We start from the raw sequence: 22491 nt of genomic DNA, 5'->3' as shown, positions 1-22491 counted from the left end.
CTCCCTCTCCTTTTTCAAAAATTTTTCCCCACAAGGGCCTCTGCCTGTGTTATACTAAGGGTGTATTGAGAAACGAAAAAGGAGCGACGCGCCATGTACCATTTCTTTGCCATGCTTTCCCGCATGAAATATATCAACCGCTGGGGCCTGATGCATAACACCCGCTATGAAAACCTTTGCGAGCACTCCATGGAGGTGGCCCTTCTGGCCCATGCCCTGGCAACCCTGGGAAACCGCCGCTTCGGCAAGACCTACAACGCGGAGCGGGCCGCCGCCCTGGCGGTGCTGCACGACGCTTCGGAAATCATCACGGGGGACTTGCCCACGCCGGTGAAGTATCATTCAGAGGAAATCCGCAAGGCATACGGGGAGGTGGAGGAAATGGCGGTGGAGCACCTTGTTTCCATGCTGCCCGAGGATCTGCGCCCCTGCTACCGGGAACTGATGACCATGGGTGCGCCGGGGGATCAGGAGCTTCGCGCCCTGGTGAAGGCGGCCGACCGCATTTCCGCGGCCATCAAATGCATTGAGGAGCGCCGGGGCGGCAACCAGGATTTCCGCAAGGCAGAGCAGGGCATTTTGCAGTCCATCCGGGACATGCGCCTGCCGGAGGCCGACTGCTTTTTAGCAGAGTTTTTGCCCTCCTATGGGCTTACCATTGAGGAGCAGGACTACACCCGGGAAGCGGGGCTTCACTTCTCCCCCTCCTCCCAGATGGTCTTTTCCCAGGTGGTACATAAATAAAAGGAGGGTTCCCCGTGAAGATAGGCAATATGGAGATACAGGGCCGGGCGGCCTTAGCCCCTATGGCAGGGGTGACAGACGCCGCCTTCCGCCAGGTGTGCCAGGGCTTTGGCGCGGCCTATACCGTAACAGAGATGGTCAGTGCCCGGGCGGTCACCTATGGCGACAAAAAAACAGCGGAAATAGCGGCGGTAAGCCAGGACGCCTCCCCGGTGTTCATCCAGCTTTTCGGGGAGGATCCCCAAACTATCGCCCAAGCCGGTGAAATGCTCATGGCCCTGCACCCAGACGGCTTTGACTTAAACATGGGCTGCCCGGTGCCCAAGGTGGCGGGAAACGGCGCGGGCAGCGCCCTGATGCAAGATCCCCAGAAATGCGGGGAGATCGTGTCCGCCCTGCGGCGGTCGGTGCCTGTGCCTGTTACGGTAAAAATGCGGGCCGGGTGGGACGAATCCAGCAAAAACGCTGTGGAGGTGGCAAAAATTTGCCAGCAGGCCGGGGCAGCCGCTTTGTGCGTACATGGGCGCACCCGCGCCCAGATGTACCAGGGAAAGGCGGACTGGGACATCATCCGCCAGGTGAAGGAGGCGGTCAGCATCCCGGTTATCGGCAACGGGGACGTGGCAGGCGCCCAATCTGCCCGGAACCTTTTGATGGAAACGGGCTGCGACATGGTGATGGTGGGCCGGGGGGCCTTGGGGAACCCCTGGGTGTTTCGGCAGATAAACGCCTACCTCACCGATTCCTGCACCATCCTGCCGCCTCCCGGCATTGCCGAAAGGCTTTTCACCATGCGCAGGCACATTGGCCTGCTGGTGGAGCTGAAGGGCGAGGGCCGGGCCATGCGGGAGGCCAGGAAGCACGCAGGCTGGTATCTCCACGGCCTGCGGGGAGCGGCAGAGTTCCGGCGCAGGGCCGGGCAGCTTTGCACCCTGGAAGATTTGGACAGGCTGGTGGGGGACGTATACCAGAGAAATCAACAAGAGCAGGAGGAAGACCTATGAAGCTATTGGTGTTAGACGGGAACAGCATCCTGAACCGGGCCTTTTACGGGATAAAGCTTTTGTCCACAAAATCCGGGGAATTTACAAACGGCATATACGGCTTTCTCACCATGCTGAAAAAGCTTTTGGAGGAGACAGAGCCGGAAGGGGTGGCGGCGGCCTTTGACATGCGGGCGCCCACCTTCCGGCACAAGCAGTATGCGGGATATAAGGCAAACCGCAAGGGCATGCCCGAGGAGCTTGCCCAGCAGCTTCCTGTTTTGCAGCAGCTTCTGCGGGATTTGGGCTGCCATGTCGTCACCTGCGAGGGGTGGGAGGCCGACGATATCCTGGGCACCCTTTCCGCCGCCTGCGAGAAGGAGGGCCACCAGTGCCTCATTGCCACAGGAGACAGGGACAGCCTGCAGCTTGTGTCCGGCAGCACCAGCGTGCGCCTTGCCACCACGAAATTCGGCCAGCCCCAGGTGACGCTGTACGACGAAGGGAAAATCATGGAGGAATACGGCGTAACCCCCCGGCAGATGATCGATCTCAAGGCCATCCAGGGGGATGCCTCCGACTGCATCCCCGGCGTGGCGGGCATCGGCCCCAAAGGCGCGGGGGAGCTTATCCAGAAATACGGCAGCGTCCAATACCTGTATGATCACCTGGAAGAGCTGGATATCAAGCCTGCCATGCGCAAAAAGCTGGAGGCCTCCCGGGACAACGCCTTTTTAAGCTATGATTTGGGCACCATCCGCCGGGATGCCCCCATTGACACCACCCTTGCCCACTATCAAAAGGGGGCCGGGGATCCCCAGAAAGCCGCGGCCGCTATGGTAAAGTTGGAGCTTTTCTCCCTTTTGGAAAAATTCGGGCTGGACGGCATCCCCGCCCCCCAGCAGGAGGCGGAAAAGGCAGCCGGGGAAGCCCTGCCTGTAAACCGCCTTCCAGACGGCGCGGCCATGCTGCCCCGGCTGGAGGATGAGGGCGCAGCCTATTTCCTGTGCCAGTGGGACAAGGAAGGCGCCCTTTTGGAGATGGATTTCTGCCACAAGGGGGAGCTTTGGGCTGTGCAACCGGACGAAGCCTTTTTGCGGGCCTTCTTCCAGAACGGGCGCATCGGGAAATTCACCCACGATGTAAAGCCCCTGCACCGGCTGGCCCTGCGCCTTAATACCCAGGTGGAAAACGTGCGCATGGACACAGCCCTGGCAGGGTATCTTTTAAACCCCTCTGCCAGCGGCTATGACGTGCCGAGGCTCTGCGCCGAATACCGGGTCGTCCTGCCGGAGCTGGAGGAAGAAGCCCTCTGCTGTGCCGCCGGGATGCCCGGGCTGTGCCAGTCCCTCTCTAAGGCCATTGACGAAAACGGACAGCGGGAGCTGCTGGAAAACATTGAAATCCCCTTAAGCTTTGTGCTGGCCCAGATGGAGCACATCGGGTTTTACGTGGACAGGGATTCCATCGAGGCCTACGGCAGAGAGATGGAGCGGCAGGTGCAGGAACTGCACGACTCCATCATAGAGCAGGTGGGATACGATTTCAACATCAACTCCCCCAAGCAGCTAGGGGAAGCCCTCTTTGAAAAGCTGGGGCTGCCCCATGGGAAAAAGACGAAAACAGGCTGGTCCACCAATGTGGACGTTTTAAACGATCTGCGCTGGCAGGCCCCGGTGGTGGAGGAAATCCTCCGCTACCGCACAGTATCGAAGCTGAAATCCACCTACTGCGACGGGCTTTTAAAGGTGATTGGCCCGGACGGGCGCATCCACTCCAGCTTCAACCAGACAGAAACCCGCACAGGGCGCATTTCCAGCACAGAGCCGAACCTGCAGAACATCCCGGTGCGCACCCCCATCGGACGGGAGCTGCGGAAGTTTTTCGCGGCGGAAAAAGGCGTGCTGGTGGACGCGGACTACAGCCAGATCGAGCTGCGGGTGCTGGCCCATGTGGCAAACGATTCCGCCATGCAGGAGGACTTCAGGGAGGGCCGGGATATCCACACCGCCACAGCGGCAAGGGTGTTCGGCATGCCTCCGGAACTGGTGACAGGCGAAATGCGCAGCAGGGCAAAGGCTGTAAACTTTGGCATTGTCTATGGCATCGGGGCCTTCTCCCTTTCCAAGGATATCGGGGTTAGCCGCAAGGAGGCAGAGGACTATATCAACGAGTACCTGCGGGGATTCGCCGGGGTGGACGCCTACATGAAGCGGGTGGCAGAGGAGGCCCGGGAGCAGGGCTATGTGGAAACCATGTTCGGCCGCAGGCGCTATCTGCCGGAGCTGAAAAGCTCCAACTTCAACATGCGGGCCTTTGGGGAACGGGTGGCCCGGAACATGCCCATCCAGGGGGCGGCGGCGGACATCATTAAAATCGCCATGATCCGGGTTTCCAAACGGCTTATGCAGGAAGGCCTTCAGGCCAGGATGATTTTGCAGGTACACGACGAGCTGATTGTAGAGTGTCCGGAAAGCGAGCAGGAACAGGTGAAAAAGCTGCTGCGGGAGGAGATGGAGCAGGCGGTAAACCTTGCCGTTCCCCTGGTGGCAGACGCCTGCGCCGGGAAAACCTGGTACGACGCCAAAGGCTGACAGCACGCAGGACAGAGGGAACGCGGCCGGATGCTTCCGCGCTTACGGCGGCCATCGTGTGTCCTCCTGCCCCCGTGGAGTCCACAGTTGAAATCCGCTGGGAAAACTGCTATAATGAATAATAGGCAATACCGCACCATTCTAAGCGGGATATTACGGCGCCCATACATGGTATAATAACCGCAAAGCGCTCACCCCCTGCTTCGCAGGGGTATCGGGAACTCCGGATAAGGTTATGGTACAATAAACCGCCCGGGACAGGGAGACAAAAAGGCCGTCCTTAACCGGGCGGTTCTTAAACTCCATGTTGGAAAAGAGGAAGCATGAAGCGTATTCTACAGAGAGACTTTCTTACACATACCCCCGCCATTGTGACTGTGCTTTTAGTAAGCCAGCCTGTGCTGGATGTACTGTCCTATTTCATGGGGGAAGCGGAGCTTACAAGCGTTACCACCGCCCTGCGCTGCCTGCTGCTGGTAGCTGTGAGCGCCTACGGCTTCTATCTGTCAGACCGCAAATGGGTTTATGGAGCTATGTATGGCGCCATAGGCGCGCTCTGGCTTTTACACGGGCTGAACTGCGCCCGTATGGGCTATATGGATCCTATCGGGGACGTGGCGGAGTATTTGAAGCTTATCCAGCTCCCCTTGTGGACGCTGACTTTTATTACATGCCTGAAAAAACGCGGGGAACTGTTTTTGCGCCTCCCTTTCTTTTTCGCGGTAAATTTCACCACAGTGCTGCTGATAATCCTGCTTTCCTACGCCGTTGGCGCCCCAGCTTATACTTATGACTTTTCCGAGCGTGGCATCCAACTGGGCGTGCTGGGCTGGTTTGGCGTGCCAAACGCCCAAAGCGCCATCCTCTGCCTGCTGGTGACAGGGCTGCTGTTATGGGCCGCCCGTACGGAAAGGCTTTCTGTGTTTTCCCTTGCGTGCGCTTTGGGGATGGGGCTTTTGTACCTTACAGGCACCCGGCTTACGTACTTTTCTGCTGTGCTGCTGTGCGGGGCTTTCGGGATCCTGTTCCTGCTAACCCGCGGGCATATCCGCTTCTGTATCCCCCTTCTCCTGGCGGCGGCAGTGCTGCTGTCCTTGCAGGGCGTTTCCCCCATGGTGCAGCGGCAGAAGCTTACAGCCAACTCTTATGCCATCTATGAGGAAAAGGCCGCTGCTGTTTTAGGAGAGGACTGGGATTTCACCTATGCACAAGGGGAGGAAATCCCCCCGGAAAAGCTGGAAAAAATACAGCGGGTGTATACGGAGGTGTACAGCAAGCCCGGCGTGTTCGGCGGGCCTCTGCTGGGGGATTTGCTGGAGCGCTTTGGCTTGGAAAAGGTGATGGAGCAGTATCATTACGCCACCCAGCCCCAGGTTCTGTATAACAGCCGTACAAAGCGCCTGGCGGCCCTGGATTTAATCCGGGACGAGAAGGATTTCCCCACCAGGCTTTTAGGGTTTGAGTATGCGGAGGCCACCATAAATGGGTACAATTATGACGCGGAGAACGACCTTTCCGCCCTTCCCTTCTATTACGGCTATTTAGGCGCCGCCCTGTATCTGGGCTTCATTCTGTACTTCGTGTGGTGCGTCCTGAAAGGCCTGGTGCAAAACCGCCGGAGGTTTTTTGACTTCCTTTCCCTGGAGCTGGGGGCCTATTCCCTTATATGCATACTGGCGCTGGGCGCGGCCCAGTTTTCCGGGCAGGTGCTGCGCAAGCCTAACGTTACCGTATACTTTTCCCTTGCCTTGGCAGGCATTTACTATCTGGTGAAAATCCGGGAATGCCCCGGGAGTTCCCGGAAGCAGGGAAGGAAGGCATAGCATTTTCCAATCCTTCCAATTTTATGAACAAAATGTTAATAATGGTAAAAACCCGCAGGTTTTTGGTAAAACCTGCGGGTTTTGTAAACTTTCTGTAATCTCTTGCAGCTATTTGTCATCCATCTCTGGCTGTCCCGTTCCGTCTCTTCACTCGCCGCCGGCTTCGCTGACAGCGTCTGCTCCAGAAGCCATGGTCCTACCGCTCTCCATCTCCCGGATGTCCTCTTCTGAAAGCTCGCTTTTCTTGTCTTGTGGATCCCTCTTCGGCTTCCGGGTCACCATTGCCAGCCGATAGGCGTTCATGTCGTGCTCCTTCAAATAGCGCAGATCCTCCGGGGGCACCCTGTCCCCTGCGGAGATGCTGGCGGAAATCTTGGCGCACTTGTCCATGATATCCATCTGCTTTTTGTAACTGTCAAGCAGGGAACCGCCGCCGGACTCTTCCTTTTCCTTCTGCCCCAGCCGGCCCAACTCCTCGGCCATCTGTTTTGCCTGCTCTGTGAGGAAATCCGCCGCCCGTTTGGACAGCTCCAGCCTGTCCTGCCGGGCCTTGCCCATGGGGCTTTGTCCCCCTAATTGCGGCTTTTTCTCTGGAACCGCCTGCTTCACTGTCCCCCCAAAACGCTTTCCGGTTACCCGCATTTCCATAAAACACGCTCCTTTCCGCAGCGGAAATCCCCTGCCATTTACCTACTATATCGGCTTTGCGCGCCTTTTAAATAAGCGCCACGACTCCTATTTCTCAAACAACTCCTTTGCATACCCCATGTCCCCTGTGAGAAAGGATAAAAGCAGCCTGTAAGCCCCTTCGGGGTTTTTGTAGAAGTTTCCCCGCACCAGTTCTGCCTGCGCCCTGTCCGGCACATACAGGGAGACGGACATCAGCTCCATGTCCCCTCCGGAGATGTGGCAGGAAACCTGGAAGCCCTTAGCGCCCTCCTGGATTTCCACCCGGTTCTCCCGCTGCACCTGGGCCTGGGCCAGCAGAGCCAGCGCCGTCTCTGTGGCCTTGTCCCGCACAGAAAGGGGCAGGGTGTCCCCCAGGGCGGCGGCTATCTCCCGCCCGGTTTTTTCCACCTGGCAAAGCCCCGCCCCATCCTGGGAAATGTGGCCCAGCCGCTCTAAAGCGGCAAATGCGTCCTCTACCTCAAAGTAATTCGCCAGACCCTTTCGCTGCAAAATTTGAGAGATGTCCTCCCGGGGCAAGGGCGCGTCTACGCTATGCAGCACATAGCATATCAATATACGGATATCATTTGGGTTCCATAATCCTCCTGGCCCTACGCCGCCGGTAAACCCCCGCTCCATGACCATCCCTCCAGACAAAACATTTTTTATATAAGCTTATTATACCATACCCCTGCGAAAGGCGCAATGGGAGCAGGCGCGTAAAAGGGCAAGAGGGGCCGCCCGGCTTGTGCCGGACGGCCCCTTTATCGTATCTGCTGTTTTTAGGAGTTGGACTTTTCCTTTGCCTGCACATGGTTCTGCCATGCGGCAAACAGGGTGGGGGCGATGAACTGGGAGGAGAAGCACCCAGCCACCACGCCTACCATCATGGGCAAGGAGAAGGAAATTACGCTGGAGATGGAGTATATGCCTGCCACAGCCAGCACTGCCACCAGAGCCAGGAAGGTGGTCAGGGAGGTGAGCAGGGTGCGGCCCAGGGTCTGGCTCAGGCTCTGGTTCATAATGGTGTTGAGAGCCGTTTTGGAGCCAAACTTGCGCTTGTTCTCCCGGACGCGGTCGTAAATAACGATGGTGCTGTTTAAGGAATAGCCCAGGATGGTGAGCACCACAGCGATAAAGATATCGTTGATGGGCATTCCGAACACCACAAACACGCAGAAGGAAATGAGCACGTCATGGAGCAGGGCCACAATAGCGGTGAGGCCGGCGGACAGGCCGCCAATCTTCTTAAACCGCAGGGCAATATATGCCAGCAGCAGCACGGCTGTCAGGGCAAAGCACACCAGGCACTTCTGGAAGAACTTGGCGCCCATGGTGGCGTCCACGGAGTTGGACTCCAGCAGGGTGAAGGTGGCATCATGGAAAGCATCGGACAGGGTGTCTGCCACTTCCTTCTGCTCGTCGGGCGTCATGCCCTGGTTGCCGGAGAAGGAGATAGTGGCCTGCTGTCCGCCTGTACCCATATCTGTATTCAGGGACACGGAAGCTGTTTTCCCAAGCTTGTCCTGGATGGTCTGGGCCACAGCGTCGGAGGTGACGCCAGTGCCGTCTACTGTGTAGCGGATCATTGCGCCGCCTGCAAACTGGATGTCCAGCTTCGGCCCGATAACCGCGCTTGCCACAATGCCCACCACCAGCACAGCGGCGGAGATGATATAGAAGGTTTTGCGGTTGCTGAAGAAGTCCCACACCTTTTCCGTTTTGGAGCCGGCCTGCCCGTCCTCCTTAGAGCCGCCAAAGAGCCATTTCCTGTGCAGGCACTTGAAACCTGCCAGGGAGAGGGTCATCATGCGGGTGGCAAACACGCCCATGATGAAGTTGGCGATAATGCCTACCAGCAGGGTGAAGCCGAAGGAGAAGATGGATCCTGTAGTGGATTCGCCGAAAATCAGGGACAGGATGTTGCTGGGGCCGAACACGCCCATGAGCATGACAGCCACAATGGCAGTGGTGATGTTGCCGTCAAAGATGGCCCAGAAGCTGCTCTGGAAGCCCCGCTGCAAGGCCCCGTCCAGGGTTTTGCCGGCACGCAGCTCTTCCCGGACGCGGCTGGCGGTGATAACGTTTGCGTCCACGCCAATGCCGATGGAGAGGATGAGGCCCGCAATGCCGGGGAGGGTCATGGTGAAGGAATTCATGTTGGGGAAGAAGCCTGTGATGGCCGCAAAGCAGATGCCCATCTGGCCTGCCAGGGAAATAACCGCTACCACGCCGGGCAGGCGGAACACCACTATCATCAGCACGGCAATGAGGGCAAAGGCGATAATGCCTGCCAGCATCATGGCGTTCAGGGCGTTGGCGCCCAGGGTGGGGGCCAGGGCGTTGAAGTTAGAAGTTTCCAGCGCAAAGGGCAAAGCGCCCGCCTGGATCTGCGCCGCCAGGGTGGTGGCGTATTCGCTGGTGAAGCCGCCGGAAATAATGCACTTGCCGTCTGTGATGGCTTCATTTACCGTGGGTGCGGACAGGCGCACATCGTCCATCCAGATGGAGATAACGCTGCCCACCAGCCGCCCGGTGGCCTCCGAGAACTTTTCCTTGCCGCTGTCGCTCAGTTCCAGGGAAACCACGTACTCTGTGGCCCCGGTGCTTTCGCTCTGCTGCACCCCAGGCTCGGCCTTCACCACGTCGGAGCCTTCCAGGATGATGGTATCCGCCGTGGTGCCGGAAGGCGTTTTATAGACAGGCTGGCCGTCTGTGCCGTATTCCATGGTTTCATAATCGCCGCCCTCCCGGAAGGTGAGCATGGCGGTGGCAGACAGCTCGTTGATGGCTGTCTCCGGGTCGAAATCTGTTTCGTCGCTCTTCCAGGGGAAGCGCACGATAATGCGGTTGTTGCCGCTGTCGGTGTACAGTTCATAGTCCGTGATGTTCTGGGCCACCATGCGGGTTTCGATAATCTGCTTGGCAGACTCCAGCTCGCTGTCCGTAGCCTGCACATCCCCCGCGGGGCTGAAGGTGGCTTCCACGCCGCCCCGGATGTCGATGCCCCAGCGGATGTCCCCCGCGCCTTTCAGGATGGTGGTTTTAAAGTCGCCGTTCTGGCCGTACAGGCCGAACAGCGAGGTGAACACCAGGGCGCAGATCAGCACCAGCACCACAAAAAATACCGGTTTTTTTACACGCTTCATAGTTCTTTCCTCCAATACAGCGTGACAAAACCCTTTGCAGAGCAAACCCCTGGCTGTTTTATCACGTTGTTGTTTTTACGTAGAAAACAGGGCAGCAGTAGATACTACCCTGTTTTAATACACGAAAATACTAGGTTTATTCCTCCGGCTCGTCAGCGGGAAGCTCTGTAGAATACACAATCTCGTTTGCCGGGGCTTCGGCAGCGGCCTCGTCGGCTGCGGCCTGCTCCTCCTCCAGCAGCGCCCGGATGGAAAGGGACACCCGGTGCTTGTCAAAGTCGATTTCTGTAATCTTTACGCGCACTTCGTCGCCCACCTTCAGCACATCCTGGGGCTTCTCGATGCGGTGGTCGGCAATCTGGGAAATATGGATAAGGCCGTCAATGCCGGGGATCACGTTGGCAAAAGCGCCGAAAGCCGTCATGCCCACAACCTTGGCGTTGCACACAGTGCCCACAGGATACTCCCGCTCCATCTTCACCCAGGGGTTGTCCTCAGGCCGCTTGTAGCCCAGGGAAATCTTGCCGTTCTCCCTGTCCAGGCCCTTGACATACACATCTACCGTGTCGCCCACGCTCACCACTTCGCTGGGGTGCTTGACCCGGTTCCAGGAAAGCTCGGAGATGTGGATCATGCCGTCCACGCCGCCCAAGTCCACAAAAGCGCCGAAGTTTGTCAGGGACTTGACAGTGCCGGTGAAGGCCTGCCCTTCCTCGATAGTCTCCCAGAACTTCTCCTGGGCGGCCTTGCGCTCTTCCCGGAGCACGCTGCGGATGGAGCCTACGGCCCGGCGGCGCTGGCGGTTTACTTCGATAATGCGGAACCGCACCTGGGTGCCCATCAGGGCATTCAGATCCTCGCCCCGGCTGGCGGTTGCCTGGGAGGCGGGCACGAACACCCGCATGGCGCCCTTCAAGACGATAACGCCGCCCTTGACCACCTCAATAACCTTGCCCGTGAGGATTTCCCCGCTCTCCTGGGCTTCCTGGATTTCATCCCAGCCCTTCATGGCGTCCACGCGCCTTTTCGAGAGCATGATGGTGCCTTCCTGGTCGTTTGTCTTCATGATGAGCAGATCCATTTCATCGCCCAGCTTTACAATGTCCTCGGGCTTTACGCCGGGGTCGTTGGAAAGCTCGTTTGCGGGAATGAAGCCTGCCTGCTTGCGGCCTACGTCTACATAGACCTCCGTGGGGGAGATGCCCACAACAACGCCATGTACCTTTTCATCTGTATTTAAGCTTTTGAGGGACTCCTCCAGCATTTCCTCAAAATTCAGCTCGTTGTTGTTTACTTCTGCCATGGTAACCAGTACCTCCTTTATAATGCTTGCCGGGGTCGATGCCCCCGCTGTGATGCCAATGCGCAGTCCGGCCGGAAAAGCGGGCAGCTCGTCCGCCCTTTCTATGAGGTACGTCTCACAATATTCAGCGCAAATATCGCGGAGTTTCGCCGTATTCGAGCTGTCCCGGCCCCCGATGACCACCATCCGGTGGCATTTTTGGGCCAGGGCCTTTGCCTCTTTTTGCCGCTTCGCAGTTGCATTACATATTGTAGCAAAAAACACGGCGTTTGTACATACTTTTTTCAGGATTCCCAAACAATTTTGCCACTCTCCAGCATGGAAGGTGGTCTGGGCCGCCACTGCTATGGGCAATTTCGACAAATCCGGGCGGGTTTTCAGCAGGGTTTGCAGTTCCCCCGCCCCCCGGCACACCAGAAATTCCCCTGTGCAGTGGCCTGTGATCCCCCGTACCTCTGGGTGATCCCCATCCCCGAACAGTAAAAACACCCTTCCCTGCTCCCCGGCTTCCCGGGCGAGCCGGTGTATTTTTTTCACAGAAGGGCAGGTAGCGTCCACGCAGGGAACAGACAGGCGCCCTATTTCCTCCTCCACCTCCCGGGCCACCCCGTGGGAGCGGATGACCAGCACATACCCGGGAGGCGCGCCGGCAGGGGAATCCACCGCCAGCACGCCCTTTTCCTGCAAGTCCCCTGTCACCTGGGGGTTGTGGGCGATAGGGCCTAAGGTGCAGGCCTTCTTCCCTTCCTCCAGCAGCTTGTAGACCGCGTTTACCGCCCTATCCACCCCGAAGCAGAAGCCAGCGGTTTCTGCCACTTCTACCTGCAATCAGTTTTCCCCCTCTCCCGCGCCCTCGGGCTGTATCCCAAACTCCTCCAGGGACTCTGCCCGCAGGGCGGCTATTTCCGACATAATCTTCCGGCTTGCCTTGCGAAGCTGCATGCTGGAATCGTCCGGCATTTCCAGGGCCTCGAAGGGGATGGGCCTGCCGAATTTCACAGTGGTGCGCTTAAAGACCCGGGGGGGCTTGCCGTCCTCGGCGGTGATGCATACGGGCACCACAGGCGCCTTTGTGCGGTAGGCCAGAAGGGCCGCGCCTGTTTTAGGCCTGCCCAGCTCCCCGGTTTTCGACCGGGTGCCCTCAATGAACACCCCTACCACAGCGTTGTCGTCCAGCAGATCGTAGGCTTCCTGCAGGGCGTCTGCCCCGCCGCTGCCCCTGAGCACAGGGAAAGCTCCCAGCTTTCTGAGCAGCCCTCCCAGGAACCTGCCGCGGAACAGCTCCTCCTTGGCCATGTAGAACACCTGCCGCCTCATGGAAACCCCCAGCATAACCGGATCCCGCTTGGCGGCGTGGTTGCAGCACACCAGCAAAGGCCCGGTGCGGGGGATGTTCTCCCGCCCCCGCACCCGCATGCGGAACACCGGGTAGTAGAACAGCACAAGCAGGAACTGCCCCAGGGCATAAAGCCACATTTTCCTCTTGCACTCCCTTTTCTTTTTTGCCACATCCTCGCTCCTCTCCTTTGAAACGGTACGGGGTGCGGGCAGGGAAGCCAGCCCCTGCCCCAGCCGGGCAGGATACGGCGTTCCCCTTCTGCCCGGTACCCGGTATGAAAACCCGCAAAGTATATACCGCCCCATTTTGTTAAATTGTATTATATCACAGCCTGCCGCGGTTTACAAGCCCTTTTCCGCTGCCAGGGCCTGCCAAAAGCGGGATAATCCGGCGGGAAATGCTATAAGCCCATGGCTTCCGCTTGTGCGGCTTTTCCGCCTGTGCTATAATGTCCACAGGACATTTCAGTAGAGCCGAAACCGCGAAGCAGTCCCAGAAATCGCGCCAGCGGTTTCCCAAGACGCAAAGCGGATGGGAGCTATGCTATAATACTTATAGTATAAAGGAAAGCGCCGCCTGCCGGCGCAGCCCCGGGAGGGAAAGGACATGACCTTTCAGCAACTGCACTATGCCATCACCATTTCTGAAACAGGCTCCATTAACAAAGCTTCGGAGCTGCTGTATGTTTCCCAGCCGTCCCTGACCAGCTCCATGCAGGAGCTGGAAAAGGAGTTTGGCATCACCATCTTCCACCGCAGCGGCAGGGGCGTTACCCTGACGCCGGAGGGGGCCGACTTCATCCTGTATGCCAGGCAGGTGTACAGCCAGTATGAAGATCTGGTAGACCGGTTTGGCGGGGCCAGGAACCGGAAGAAAAAATTCGGCGTGTCCACCCAGCACTATTCCTTTGCTGTGAAAGCCTTTGTGGAGCTGGTGAAGGAATTTGACACTTCCCAGTATGAATTCGCCATCCGGGAAACCCAGACAAAGGCGGTTATCGCGGACGTATCCACTATGCGCAGCGAAATCGGCCTGCTGTATTTCAGCGATTTCAACCGCTCTGTCATGGGGAAGCTGCTGCGCACTGCCGGGCTGGCGTTTTACCCCCTTATCACCTGCATGCCTTATGTCTACCTGTGGTCGGGGCACCCCTTAGCCAAAAAGCCCTCCATCAGCTTTGCGGATTTGCAGGACTATCCCTGCCTCTCCTTTGAGCAGGGAGACGCGGAATCCTTCTACTACGCGGAGGAGATCCTCAGCACCAGCGAATACAGGCGCACCATCAAGGCCAACGACCGGGCCACCATGCTGAACCTGATGGTGGGGCTGGGAGGGTACACCCTGTGCTCGGGGATTATCTGCGAGGAGCTGAACGGCAGCGACTATGTGGCAGTCCCCTTTGAGACATGCGGGCCGGACGGGCCGGACAGGATGGAGATTGGGTATGTGATGAAAAAGAACACTGTCCCCAGCGCCATCGGGAACCTGTATATCCAAAAGATCCGGGAATACCTGGCGCAAATAGACAGTGGGTTATAGGCTGAACCTATAACCCACTATTTATTCCATGTATTGGACAAATGACCTTCCTGTGCGTATAATAGGGGCTGTACCAAAGAACATTACATTTTCCAGAAGGAGGGTGGGCGCTTCCCGCGCCCGAAACCAGATTATGAAAAGAAAAAAGGTTCTCAAATTTTTAAGCCTCGTACTTACCCTGGCGCTGCTGCTTTCCCTGACAGCCTGCGGCGGCGCTCCGGCAGATCCCTCCCAGGGGGGAAATGCTTCCTCCGCTGCCGGGAGCAATCCTGACAGCGCTGACAAAAAGATTTCCGTAGGCGTAAACCCTGTCCCCCATGCCGACATCCTGGAAAACGCGGTGAAGGCTGTGCTGGCTGAGGAGGGCTGGGAACTGGAAGTAGTGGTGTTCCAGGACTATGTGCTGCCCAACACCTCCCTGGAGGAAGGGGAGCTGGACGCCAACTACTTCCAGACACTGGGCTACATGAACGGTCAGAACGAGGACAACGGCCTGCACCTGGCGGCTGTGGCCGGGGTGCATATCGAGCCTATGGGCATCTACTCTGAGAAGTACACGTCCCTTTCCGAACTGCCTGACGGCGCGGAAATCGCCGTGCCCAACGACCCGGACAACGAGAAGCGGGGCCTGGAGCTGCTGGTGCAGAAGGGCCTGCTCAATTCCCTGGGCAGCTATGGCACGGATGACAACGCCACCGCCGAGTCCCTGACGGACGATAAAGAGGCAAACCCCCACGGCTATAAAATCACCACCCTGGAGGCCGCGAGCCTGCCCCTGTCCCTGCCGGATTTGGACGCTGCCGCCATCAACGGCAACTATGCCATCGGCGCTGACCTGCCCACAGAATATCCGGCTTTGGAAATTGAAGAGTTTGACGATGAAACCAGCATCCGCCGGACAAACTTCCTGGTTGTCAAGCAGGGCAGCGAGGAAACCGAAAAAACAAAAGCCCTGGTAAAGGCGATCCAGTCCGACGCCGTGAAAGAGTATATTGAGGAGAAATATAAAGGCTCGGTTATCCCGTCCTTTATCGACCCGGCATAAAACATGATTGAAATAAGCAGCGTGCGGAAATCCTTTCGGGACGTGGATGTCCTGAAGGGAATTTCCCTTACTATTGAGGATCATGAAATTTACGGCATCGTAGGGCAGAGCGGCGCGGGGAAGTCTACCCTGCTGCGCTGCATAAACGGACTGGAGCCTTACGATTCCGGGGAAATCACCGTAGACGGCGCTTTGGTAAACAGCCGGGACAAAAGCGCCCTGCGCGGCCTGCAAAAGCGCATGGGCATGATTTTCCAGAGCTTCAACCTGCTGGAGCGCCTGGACGTGTACGGCAACATTGCCCTGCCCATGAAGTTCTGGGGCATCAACACCCGCTCCCAGGAGAGCCGGGACAAAATTGAAGAGCTTATCCGCCTGGTGGGCCTGGAGGACAAGGCCCACATGAAGCCCCGGCAGCTTTCCGGCGGGCAGAAGCAGCGGGTGGCCATTGCCAGGGCTTTGGTGCTGGATCCCCAGTTCCTGCTTTGCGACGAGGCCACCAGCGCACTGGATCCGGAAATCACCAAGGGCATCCTGGCCCTGCTCCAGAAAATCAACCGGGAGATGGGGATAACAGTGGTTGTGGTGACCCACCAGATGGAAGTGGTGAAGCAAATCTGCGGCCGGGTGGCCTTTCTGTATAACGGCAGCGTGCTGTCCCAGGGCAAGCCGGAGGAGATGTTCATCAAGCCCGCGGAAAAGGAGATACAGTCTTTCCTGCGGGACAAGAGCGAGCTGCTGCCCAGAACCGGGGTGAACATCCAGGTGTTCTTTGTGGGGGAAGGCTCCAACGAGCCGGTTATCACCCAGATGGCCCGGGAGCTGGGCAAGGATTTCAGCATATGCTGGGCAAAGCTGGAGGACTTCCGGGAGAACGTTTACGGCAGCCTGGTGCTGAACATTGACAAGGCGGACAGGGAACAGGTGTGCAATTTCCTGTCCTCAAAAAAAGTGGCCTGGGAGGTGCTTACATAATGGGCATTGCATCCACAACCAGCATGACGGGGATAATTCTGACGGCCCTGTGGCAGACGCTGTATATGGTGTTCTGGTCCACGCTGCTGTCCGTGATAATCGGCTTTATCCCCGCCATTATCCTGACGCTTACCGCGCCGGACGGCCTGCGCCCTATCCGGCCTGTCTATGAAATACTCAGCTTCCTTGTCAACGTGTTCCGCAGCTTTCCCTTTGTCATCCTGCTGGTGCTGGTGATTCCCTTTACCCGGCTGGTGGTGGGAAAGGCTATTGGAACCACTGCCTCCATTGTGCCCCTGACCCTTTCCGCCATCCCCTTCATCGCCCGGATTATCGAAACCGCCCTGCGGGAGACGGACGCCGGCGTCATTGAGGCCGCCAAATCCTTTGGGGCCTCCAACTGGCAGATTTTGTGGCGGGTGTACATCAAGGAATCCATCCCCCGGATTTTAAACGGGATTGTCCTGCTGATTATCTCCCTGGTGGGATACTCCGCCATGGCGGGCACGGTAGGCGGAGGCGGCATTGGGGACATTGCCATCCGGTTCGGCTACCAGCAGTACCGGACGGACTATTTGGTGGTGTGCTCCATTATCCTGATTATATTCGTACAGCTTATCCAGATGATTGGCAACCATCTGTACAAGCGCTTGTCGTAAAGGGGGAGGAACATGCCGGACTATAAGCTGATTGCCAGCCAGGTTGCTTCTCTGGCGGAAATTGACCGGGACTTTGTGCCTGTGCTGTCAAACGCCGCGGCACTGCTATACGAGGGCCTGGAGCGCATCAACTGGGCGGGCTTTTACCTGCTGGACAGGGGAAGCCTTCTGGTAGGGCCGTTCCAGGGCCGGGTGGCCTGCGTCCGCATCGCCATTGGCAAAGGCGTGTGCGGCACCGCGGTGCAAGAAGGGAAGCCCCTGCGGGTGGAGGACGTACATGCCTTCCCCGGGCACATTGCCTGCGACAGCGCTTCCCGGTCGGAAATCGTGCTGCCCATCCGCAGCGGCGGGCAGATTGTAGGCGTGCTGGACATCGACAGCCCGGAAAAGGGCCGGTTTACCGAAGAAGATCAGCAGGGCCTTGCCCAGGTGGTGAAAGCCCTGGAGGAGTCCACGGATTTTTCCCGGCTGCGGATGGGGTGAAATGAAAAGCAGGAAAAGCCGCAGGCATCTGCGGCTTTTCTTGCTTTTTATTTATTGCCTTAAGGCAATAAGCACGGAAAACCGGCATAGCGTATACGCTATGCCGGTCCTGAAAGCATTCCTAAAAATCATCTTATGAGTGCCTCTCCCGTAGCAAATCCCTCACAAAGAAAGCACATGTAAAATCAAACAAGCTTTACAAATTCCCAGCCGGTTACTCTTCTTCCTCCAGCAGGGAGTCCATAGCCTCCATCAGCGTATCCACATTGATGGGCTTGGGTATATGCCCGTTCATGCCGCTGCGGATGGCCTCCTGCTTATCCTCCTCAAAGGCGTTGGCTGTCATGGCCAGGATGGGGATGCGGGAAAGCTTCTTGTTTTTCAGCCTGCGGATTTCCCGCGTAGCCTCATAGCCGTTCATCACAGGCATCTGCACATCCATCAAAACCAGCCGGTAATACCCGGGCTGGGAGCTTTCCAGCTTTTCCACAGCCGCCTGCCCGTTTTCCGCCACATCAATGGTGAACCCGGCCTCCTCCAGGATAGCCACGGCAATTTCCTGGTTCAGCTCATTGTCCTCCGCCAGCAGGATATGCCCTGTGCGGCGGGCAGGCTTTTCCTCCGCCTTCCCGCCGTCCTCCCGTTCTGTGATAATAGACTGCAGGCAGTCCCGCAGTTCTGAGAGGAACAGGGGCTTGCTGCAAAAAGCGGTAACCCCCGCGCTCCTGGCTTCGTCCTCAATATCCGACCAGTCATAGGCTGTCAGCACAATGATAGGCACTTCCTCGCCTATTTCCTTGCGAACCCGCCTTGCCACCTCAATGCCGTTCATGTCCGGCAGCAGCCAGTCAATGATATAAACGCTGTACTCGTCCTCCCGCATGACAGCCTGCCGGGTACGCAGCACAGCCTCCTTGCCGGAAAGAGTCCACTCAGCCCGCAGGCCGATTTCTTGCAGCATGCAGGTAACGCTGTCGCAGGTGTTGAAGTCATCGTCTACCACCAGCGCCCTGCAGTTCTGCAGTTGGGGGATGGTCTGGGACTCCGGCACGTCCCCATCCAGCTTAAAGGTGAAGCATACCGTAAATTCTGTGCCCACGTTCTGTTTGCTCTTTATGTCAATAGTGCCGTTCATCATGTCCACAATGTTTTTGGTGATAGCCATGCCCAGCCCAGTGCCCTGTATGCCGCTGGTGGTGGAATTGTGCTCCCGCTCAAAAGGCTCTGCAATGCGGGCCACAAACTCCTCGCTCATGCCGATGCCTGTATCCCGTATGCAGAACTCATAGCGGGCAAAGCCCTCCGGCGCGCCAGGCTTCTCGGAAATGCGCATGCTCACCATGCCCCCGGGGCCTGTATACTTGATGGAGTTGCCCAAAAGGTTCAGAAGCACCTGGTTTAGGCGCAGGTTGTCGCAGACAATGTTCTCATGCACCACGTCCACTGTGTCCATATACAGCTCAAGCTGTTTGGCGTGTACGTCCGCCAGCACAATGTTCCGAAGCCCATGGAGAATCTCCGGCAGGCTGCAGGGCTTTTCTTCCAACTGCAGCTTCCCGCTTTCAATGCGGCTCATGTCCAGCACATCGTTTATCAGGCTTAACAGGTGGTTGCCGGAGGTCATAATTTTTTTCAGATATCCCTCCACCAGCTCCCGGCTCTCAATATGGGAAACCGCCAGGGCCGTAAAGCCGATAATGGCGTTCATGGGCGTGCGGATGTCGTGGGACATATTGCTGAGGAAAACAGTTTTAGCCCGGCTGGCCCGGTTGGCCTGCATCAGGGCGTCCTTTAAAAGGTTGGTCTTTTCCAGCTCCAGCTTTGTCTCCTCGTCAATGCTCCTAAGGCCCAGCACCACCCGGCCGCTTTCGCCTTCCGCGTCCAGGCGCACTACCTTCATCTGGAAATACCGGGCATCTTCAGCACCCTTGCAGTTGGTACGGTAATTGACGTAAAAAATCTGCCGCTGGGAAAGCTCCTGTATAAGGTTGTCCTGGGAGACTGTTTCCCGCATCATGTCCTGGTCGTCCGGGAATACGCAGTTGTCTATATACCGGCTCATGCACTTGGAAAGCTCCAGCGGGCCGCTGAAGGCCTCGTCCAAGTCCCCGTAAGGGCAGCCTGTAATGCGCAGGGCGTGGCCCTCCCCGGTTTCCAAATCAAAGAAGCACACCAGGTTATAGTCAATGCTCAAAGCGTGTATCAGGGCCTCCTGCCGGCGGCGCTCGCTTTGCTCCTTCTGCTTCTGCTCTGTCACGTCCAGCAGGAAGCGCTGGCACACCAGCTCTCCGTTTTCCCGTATCAGCTTGATGTTGCCCATTACATGTATGACTTTTCCATCAGGATGCCGCACCCGGTATTCGGCGCTGGCGCTGTCCCCCTCGTTTTTCAGGGAGGTGATAACCTGCCGCAGAGCCTCCTTGTCCTCGTCCAGCACAGAGTCTGCCATCATGTGGAAGCCCCCGGCCATCATGTCCTCCCGGCAGCCATACCCCAGTATTTCCAAAGCAGCCGGGTTGATGCTCAGCACCTGGGAGCCGTCCAGGGTATGTACCATCACGCCGCATTCCAGGGAGGTAAACAGCGTCTCCAGGGTGCGGCTCTTCATCTCCAGCTCCTCGGCGTAGGCGCGTTCCTGGGTGATGTCGATAGCCACGCCCACTGTGCCCATAACAGAACCGTCATAGTCGTACAGGGGAGACTTGTAGGTGGTCAGAAGCCGCTCGCCTCCGCCTGTGCGTATCCGCTCCTCTGACACGCAGGTCTGCCGCGTGCGCATAACCTCCGCCTCAGATTCGATGCAGGCCGGATCGTCCTCCTCCACGTCCCAGATATAGGCGTGGCCCTGGCCCTGCACCTGCTCCCGGGTTTTCCCCACTGTGTGGCAGAAGCTGGCGTTCACCTTTTCGTGTATGCCGTCCCATGTTTTATACCACACCAGGTTCGGCACGCTGTCAATGGTGGCGTCCAGGAACTGCTGGGTTTCCCAGAGATCCATCCTCTGTTTATGCCCTTGCTGCCACCGGGCAAAGCGGAACCGGGCCTCTTCCTGGCCCATAGGCAGAAACCACACGTCTGAAAGGCCGCCAAGGGGCAATCCTGGGGCCTGTTCCTGTTCTGCCAGCACAATTAAATCCCCGTCTGGCTTTTTAGACTCCAGCAGGGGCTTCAGAAATTCTTCAGGGTTTTTTCCCCGCACATCGGCAAAAATCACGTCTGCCCTGGCGGCAAGCCTGCACACAGGCTCCTCGCTCTGGGAAAATTCATGGGTCATGCCCTCCAGGGGCGCCTCCTCCTGGAAGGCTTCCAGCTCTGCCCCGGCAGGGCCAGCCCAATACAAATGCACATGGCACCGATACATAAACTGTTTTCACTCCTGTATGCAATAATGTACGCACTTGGCCGCCGTACTCTTCCAACTTATATTTTACAAAATCCCGGCCCCGGTGTCAATATTCCGGCGCTTTTTTTACAGGAAAACCCTCCGATAATACAGCCAGCCTCCCCCGCATACGGCGGCCTTCCCTTTCATAGATATGACAAGGCGGTAAAATAAAAGAAGGAAGGATTGGGAAAAACCGATGGCATTTTCCGACAGGGAGCTTTTAGCCCGCATTGTGGAATGTGAAGCCGGCGGTGAAGGCGAGACGGGTATGCAGGCAGTGGCCTGCGTGGTGATGAACCGGGTAATTGTGACATATGGGGAATACGGCAGGCTGGATACGGTCCGGCAGGTGGTATACCAGCCCCGGCAGTTCACCTGCGCCATGGAAACCGTAGGCGGGAAGTACAACATGCAGAACCTTTACAATATGCGCCCTACGGACGTACATTTCCAAATCGCGGACTGGGCCATGGCAGGGGGACGCCTTACAAACCTGGGCTTTGCCCTCTGGTTTTATAATCCCTTCAAGCCCACCTGCCGGGATAACTTCCCCTCTTCCGTAGGGGAATTCGTTATCCGCATCGGGGATCACTGCTTTTATAACCCCACAGACCAGTACGCGGAAACCTGAAGGAGGTACAGCTTATGGATAACAGCACAAAAGACCGGGGCACAAACTCTCCCGCCATGCAGCGGCTTCGCAGGCGGGCAGACTACACCTGCACGCCGGAAGGCGCGGGGGAAATGGACAATTTCCGCCACCCCGTGCAGCCCACCTTTGACTCTGAGGAGATGCAAGGCTCCATGCAGGCCATTCTGGCGGACAATATTGGAAACTACGTGGTTATCGAGTTCCTCATCGGCTCCAACGAGCTTATCCGCAAGCAGGGTATGCTCTATTTTGTAGGCCGCAGCTTCATCACCCTCTATGACGAGCACGCCAACAACTTCATTGTCTGCGATATTTTCTCTGTCCGTTTCGTCTATTTTTATATGCCCGGGGACCGCCCCCGGTATAACTACAACCTCCTGCCCCCTGTCAGCGGTGAGCCTGGCATGGGCATGGCGCCCCAGGGCCGCAGGCGGTAAACTCTTTGCGCCGCGCCGCCTGAATCGCCCTTTTTTGTCAAAATCCGCCCCTGCTGCATAGAATGTCCTGTATGGGAAAATCCAGGCATACCCAGGCCGGGAGACAGTGTCTGCCTGTCCCTTCCCCCAGCAGGCGGGAAAACAGGCAAAAGCGCCCCCGCCTGGCCTATCAGAATCCTGGAGGAAGGGGGAGAGGACATGCGGGGAACAGGCGGGCTATGGGCTTCTGTGCCGGATATGGCATCCCGGGAAAAGCAGGAGGCGTTGCGCCTGCTGGAGGAATCCCAGGGGCTTCTGGGCGCCATCCTAATGGGGGTGGCCCTGCAATACCGCTCCCTGGACATGGAGCGGGCAAAGCTTCTTGCAGGCGGGGAGGAAGCCTGCGGCCCAGGGCCGGAAGACGTGCGGATGGCGGCGTCCCTTATCACGCTGTGCGCCCTGTTCGGATTCCAGCGGCAGGCGGAAGGGCTGGCGGCCCGGGAAGCCCAAAGCGGGGAAGCGCCGGACATGATGGACGTGAAGCTGGGGGCTGTGAGCATCCTCATATCCCTGCTGCGCCTAGTGCGCCTGCAAGAGGCTTTCCGGGAAGCCGGGCCTGCCGGAAAGCAGGCGCAACTGGAAGCTTTGGACGAAATGCCCGATCTGTAAAGAGACGGCCTGCCAAAAAAGAGCGCCTTTCTTTTACCTGGGAAAGGCGCTCTTTTCTTCCATT

Annotated in this window: 18 protein-coding genes; 12 read left to right on the top strand and 6 right to left on the bottom strand. The window is 57.8% G+C overall.

The features are described 5' to 3' along the window. Positions 1–93 precede the first annotated feature (93 nt). The 4 genes from yfbR to D1841_RS02405 all read left to right on the top strand — a co-directional run bounded on the left by yfbR (position 94) and on the right by D1841_RS02405 (position 6144). Positions 94–744, top strand: a complete 651-nt coding sequence (gene yfbR, locus D1841_RS02420; protein WP_160641809.1) for a 5'-deoxynucleotidase — start codon at positions 94–96, stop codon at positions 742–744. A 14-nt stretch (positions 745–758) separates the two neighbouring features. Continuing rightward, positions 759–1748 carry a tRNA dihydrouridine synthase DusB gene (gene dusB, locus D1841_RS02415; RefSeq protein ID WP_347563930.1) on the top strand — a complete coding sequence of 330 codons (990 nt, stop codon included), beginning with the start codon at positions 759–761 and terminating at the stop codon, positions 1746–1748. Beyond that, positions 1745–4321, top strand: coding sequence for a DNA polymerase I (gene polA / locus D1841_RS02410; RefSeq protein ID WP_160641808.1), 2577 nt, complete (start codon positions 1745–1747; stop codon positions 4319–4321). Before dusB ends, polA begins: the two co-directional genes overlap by 4 nt. A gap of 323 nt (positions 4322–4644) precedes the next feature. Continuing rightward, positions 4645–6144, top strand: coding sequence for an O-antigen ligase family protein (locus tag D1841_RS02405; RefSeq protein WP_160641807.1), 1500 nt, complete (start codon positions 4645–4647; stop codon positions 6142–6144). A 147-nt stretch (positions 6145–6291) separates the two neighbouring features. On the opposite strand, the gene D1841_RS02400 is transcribed toward D1841_RS02405, so the two are convergent. The 5 genes from D1841_RS02400 to D1841_RS02380 all read right to left on the bottom strand — a co-directional run bounded on the left by D1841_RS02400 (position 6292) and on the right by D1841_RS02380 (position 12774). After that, on the bottom strand, positions 6292–6792 hold the full coding sequence (locus tag D1841_RS02400) for a hypothetical protein (RefSeq protein WP_160641806.1): 501 nt from the start codon (positions 6790–6792) through the stop codon (positions 6292–6294). Between the two features lie 87 nt (positions 6793–6879). Then, on the bottom strand, positions 6880–7452 hold the full coding sequence (locus D1841_RS02395; RefSeq protein ID WP_160641805.1) for a DUF4364 family protein: 573 nt from the start codon (positions 7450–7452) through the stop codon (positions 6880–6882). A gap of 143 nt (positions 7453–7595) precedes the next feature. Then, complete coding sequence (gene secF, locus D1841_RS02390; protein WP_160641804.1) at positions 7596–9962, bottom strand: protein translocase subunit SecF; 2367 nt, start codon at positions 9960–9962, stop codon at positions 7596–7598. Between the two features lie 136 nt (positions 9963–10098). Next, the gene (locus tag D1841_RS02385; RefSeq protein WP_160641803.1) at positions 10099–12093 is read right to left on the bottom strand and encodes a bifunctional 4-hydroxy-3-methylbut-2-enyl diphosphate reductase/30S ribosomal protein S1; all 1995 of its coding nucleotides are present in this window, start codon (positions 12091–12093) and stop codon (positions 10099–10101) included. Beyond that, positions 12094–12774: a lysophospholipid acyltransferase family protein gene (locus tag D1841_RS02380; RefSeq protein WP_160641802.1), complete on the bottom strand. Its 681-nt coding sequence runs from the start codon at positions 12772–12774 to the stop codon at positions 12094–12096. A gap of 436 nt (positions 12775–13210) precedes the next feature. Between D1841_RS02380 and D1841_RS02375 the strand changes: the two genes are divergently transcribed. The 5 genes from D1841_RS02375 to D1841_RS02360 all read left to right on the top strand — a co-directional run bounded on the left by D1841_RS02375 (position 13211) and on the right by D1841_RS02360 (position 17305). After that, positions 13211–14143: a LysR family transcriptional regulator gene (locus D1841_RS02375; protein WP_160641801.1), complete on the top strand. Its 933-nt coding sequence runs from the start codon at positions 13211–13213 to the stop codon at positions 14141–14143. A gap of 133 nt (positions 14144–14276) precedes the next feature. Beyond that, positions 14277–15188, top strand: a complete 912-nt coding sequence (locus tag D1841_RS18650; RefSeq protein WP_160641814.1) for a MetQ/NlpA family ABC transporter substrate-binding protein — start codon at positions 14277–14279, stop codon at positions 15186–15188. Positions 15189–15191: 3 nt separating this feature from the next. Then, on the top strand, positions 15192–16163 hold the full coding sequence (locus tag D1841_RS18645) for a methionine ABC transporter ATP-binding protein (protein ID WP_160641800.1): 972 nt from the start codon (positions 15192–15194) through the stop codon (positions 16161–16163). 23 nt (positions 16164–16186) lie between these two features. Further along, complete coding sequence (locus D1841_RS02365; protein ID WP_160641813.1) at positions 16187–16822, top strand: methionine ABC transporter permease; 636 nt, start codon at positions 16187–16189, stop codon at positions 16820–16822. 12 nt (positions 16823–16834) lie between these two features. Next, positions 16835–17305: a GAF domain-containing protein gene (locus tag D1841_RS02360; protein WP_160641799.1), complete on the top strand. Its 471-nt coding sequence runs from the start codon at positions 16835–16837 to the stop codon at positions 17303–17305. A gap of 214 nt (positions 17306–17519) precedes the next feature. Here the strand turns inward: D1841_RS02360 and D1841_RS02355 are convergent, their stop codons facing one another. Beyond that, positions 17520–20666, bottom strand: coding sequence for a response regulator (locus D1841_RS02355; protein WP_160641798.1), 3147 nt, complete (start codon positions 20664–20666; stop codon positions 17520–17522). A 220-nt stretch (positions 20667–20886) separates the two neighbouring features. On the opposite strand from D1841_RS02355, the gene D1841_RS02350 reads away from it, so the two are divergent. The 3 genes from D1841_RS02350 (at position 20887) to D1841_RS02340 (ending at position 22427) form a co-directional block, all read left to right on the top strand. Then, positions 20887–21321 (top strand): cell wall hydrolase, encoded by a 435-nt coding sequence (locus D1841_RS02350; protein WP_160641797.1) that lies wholly within the window; start codon positions 20887–20889, stop codon positions 21319–21321. 14 nt (positions 21322–21335) lie between these two features. Further along, complete coding sequence (locus D1841_RS02345) at positions 21336–21779, top strand: hypothetical protein (RefSeq protein WP_160641796.1); 444 nt, start codon at positions 21336–21338, stop codon at positions 21777–21779. Positions 21780–21977: 198 nt separating this feature from the next. After that, positions 21978–22427 carry a hypothetical protein gene (locus tag D1841_RS02340; RefSeq protein ID WP_160641795.1) on the top strand — a complete coding sequence of 150 codons (450 nt, stop codon included), beginning with the start codon at positions 21978–21980 and terminating at the stop codon, positions 22425–22427. Positions 22428–22491 lie beyond the last annotated feature (64 nt).

Source organism: Neglectibacter sp. X4, from assembly GCF_009917365.1.
Taxonomy (GTDB): Bacteria; Bacillota; Clostridia; order Oscillospirales; family Acutalibacteraceae; genus Acutalibacter.
The sequence above is the reverse complement of the archived record's forward strand: the minus strand, read 5'-3'. Positions and strand labels throughout refer to the sequence as shown.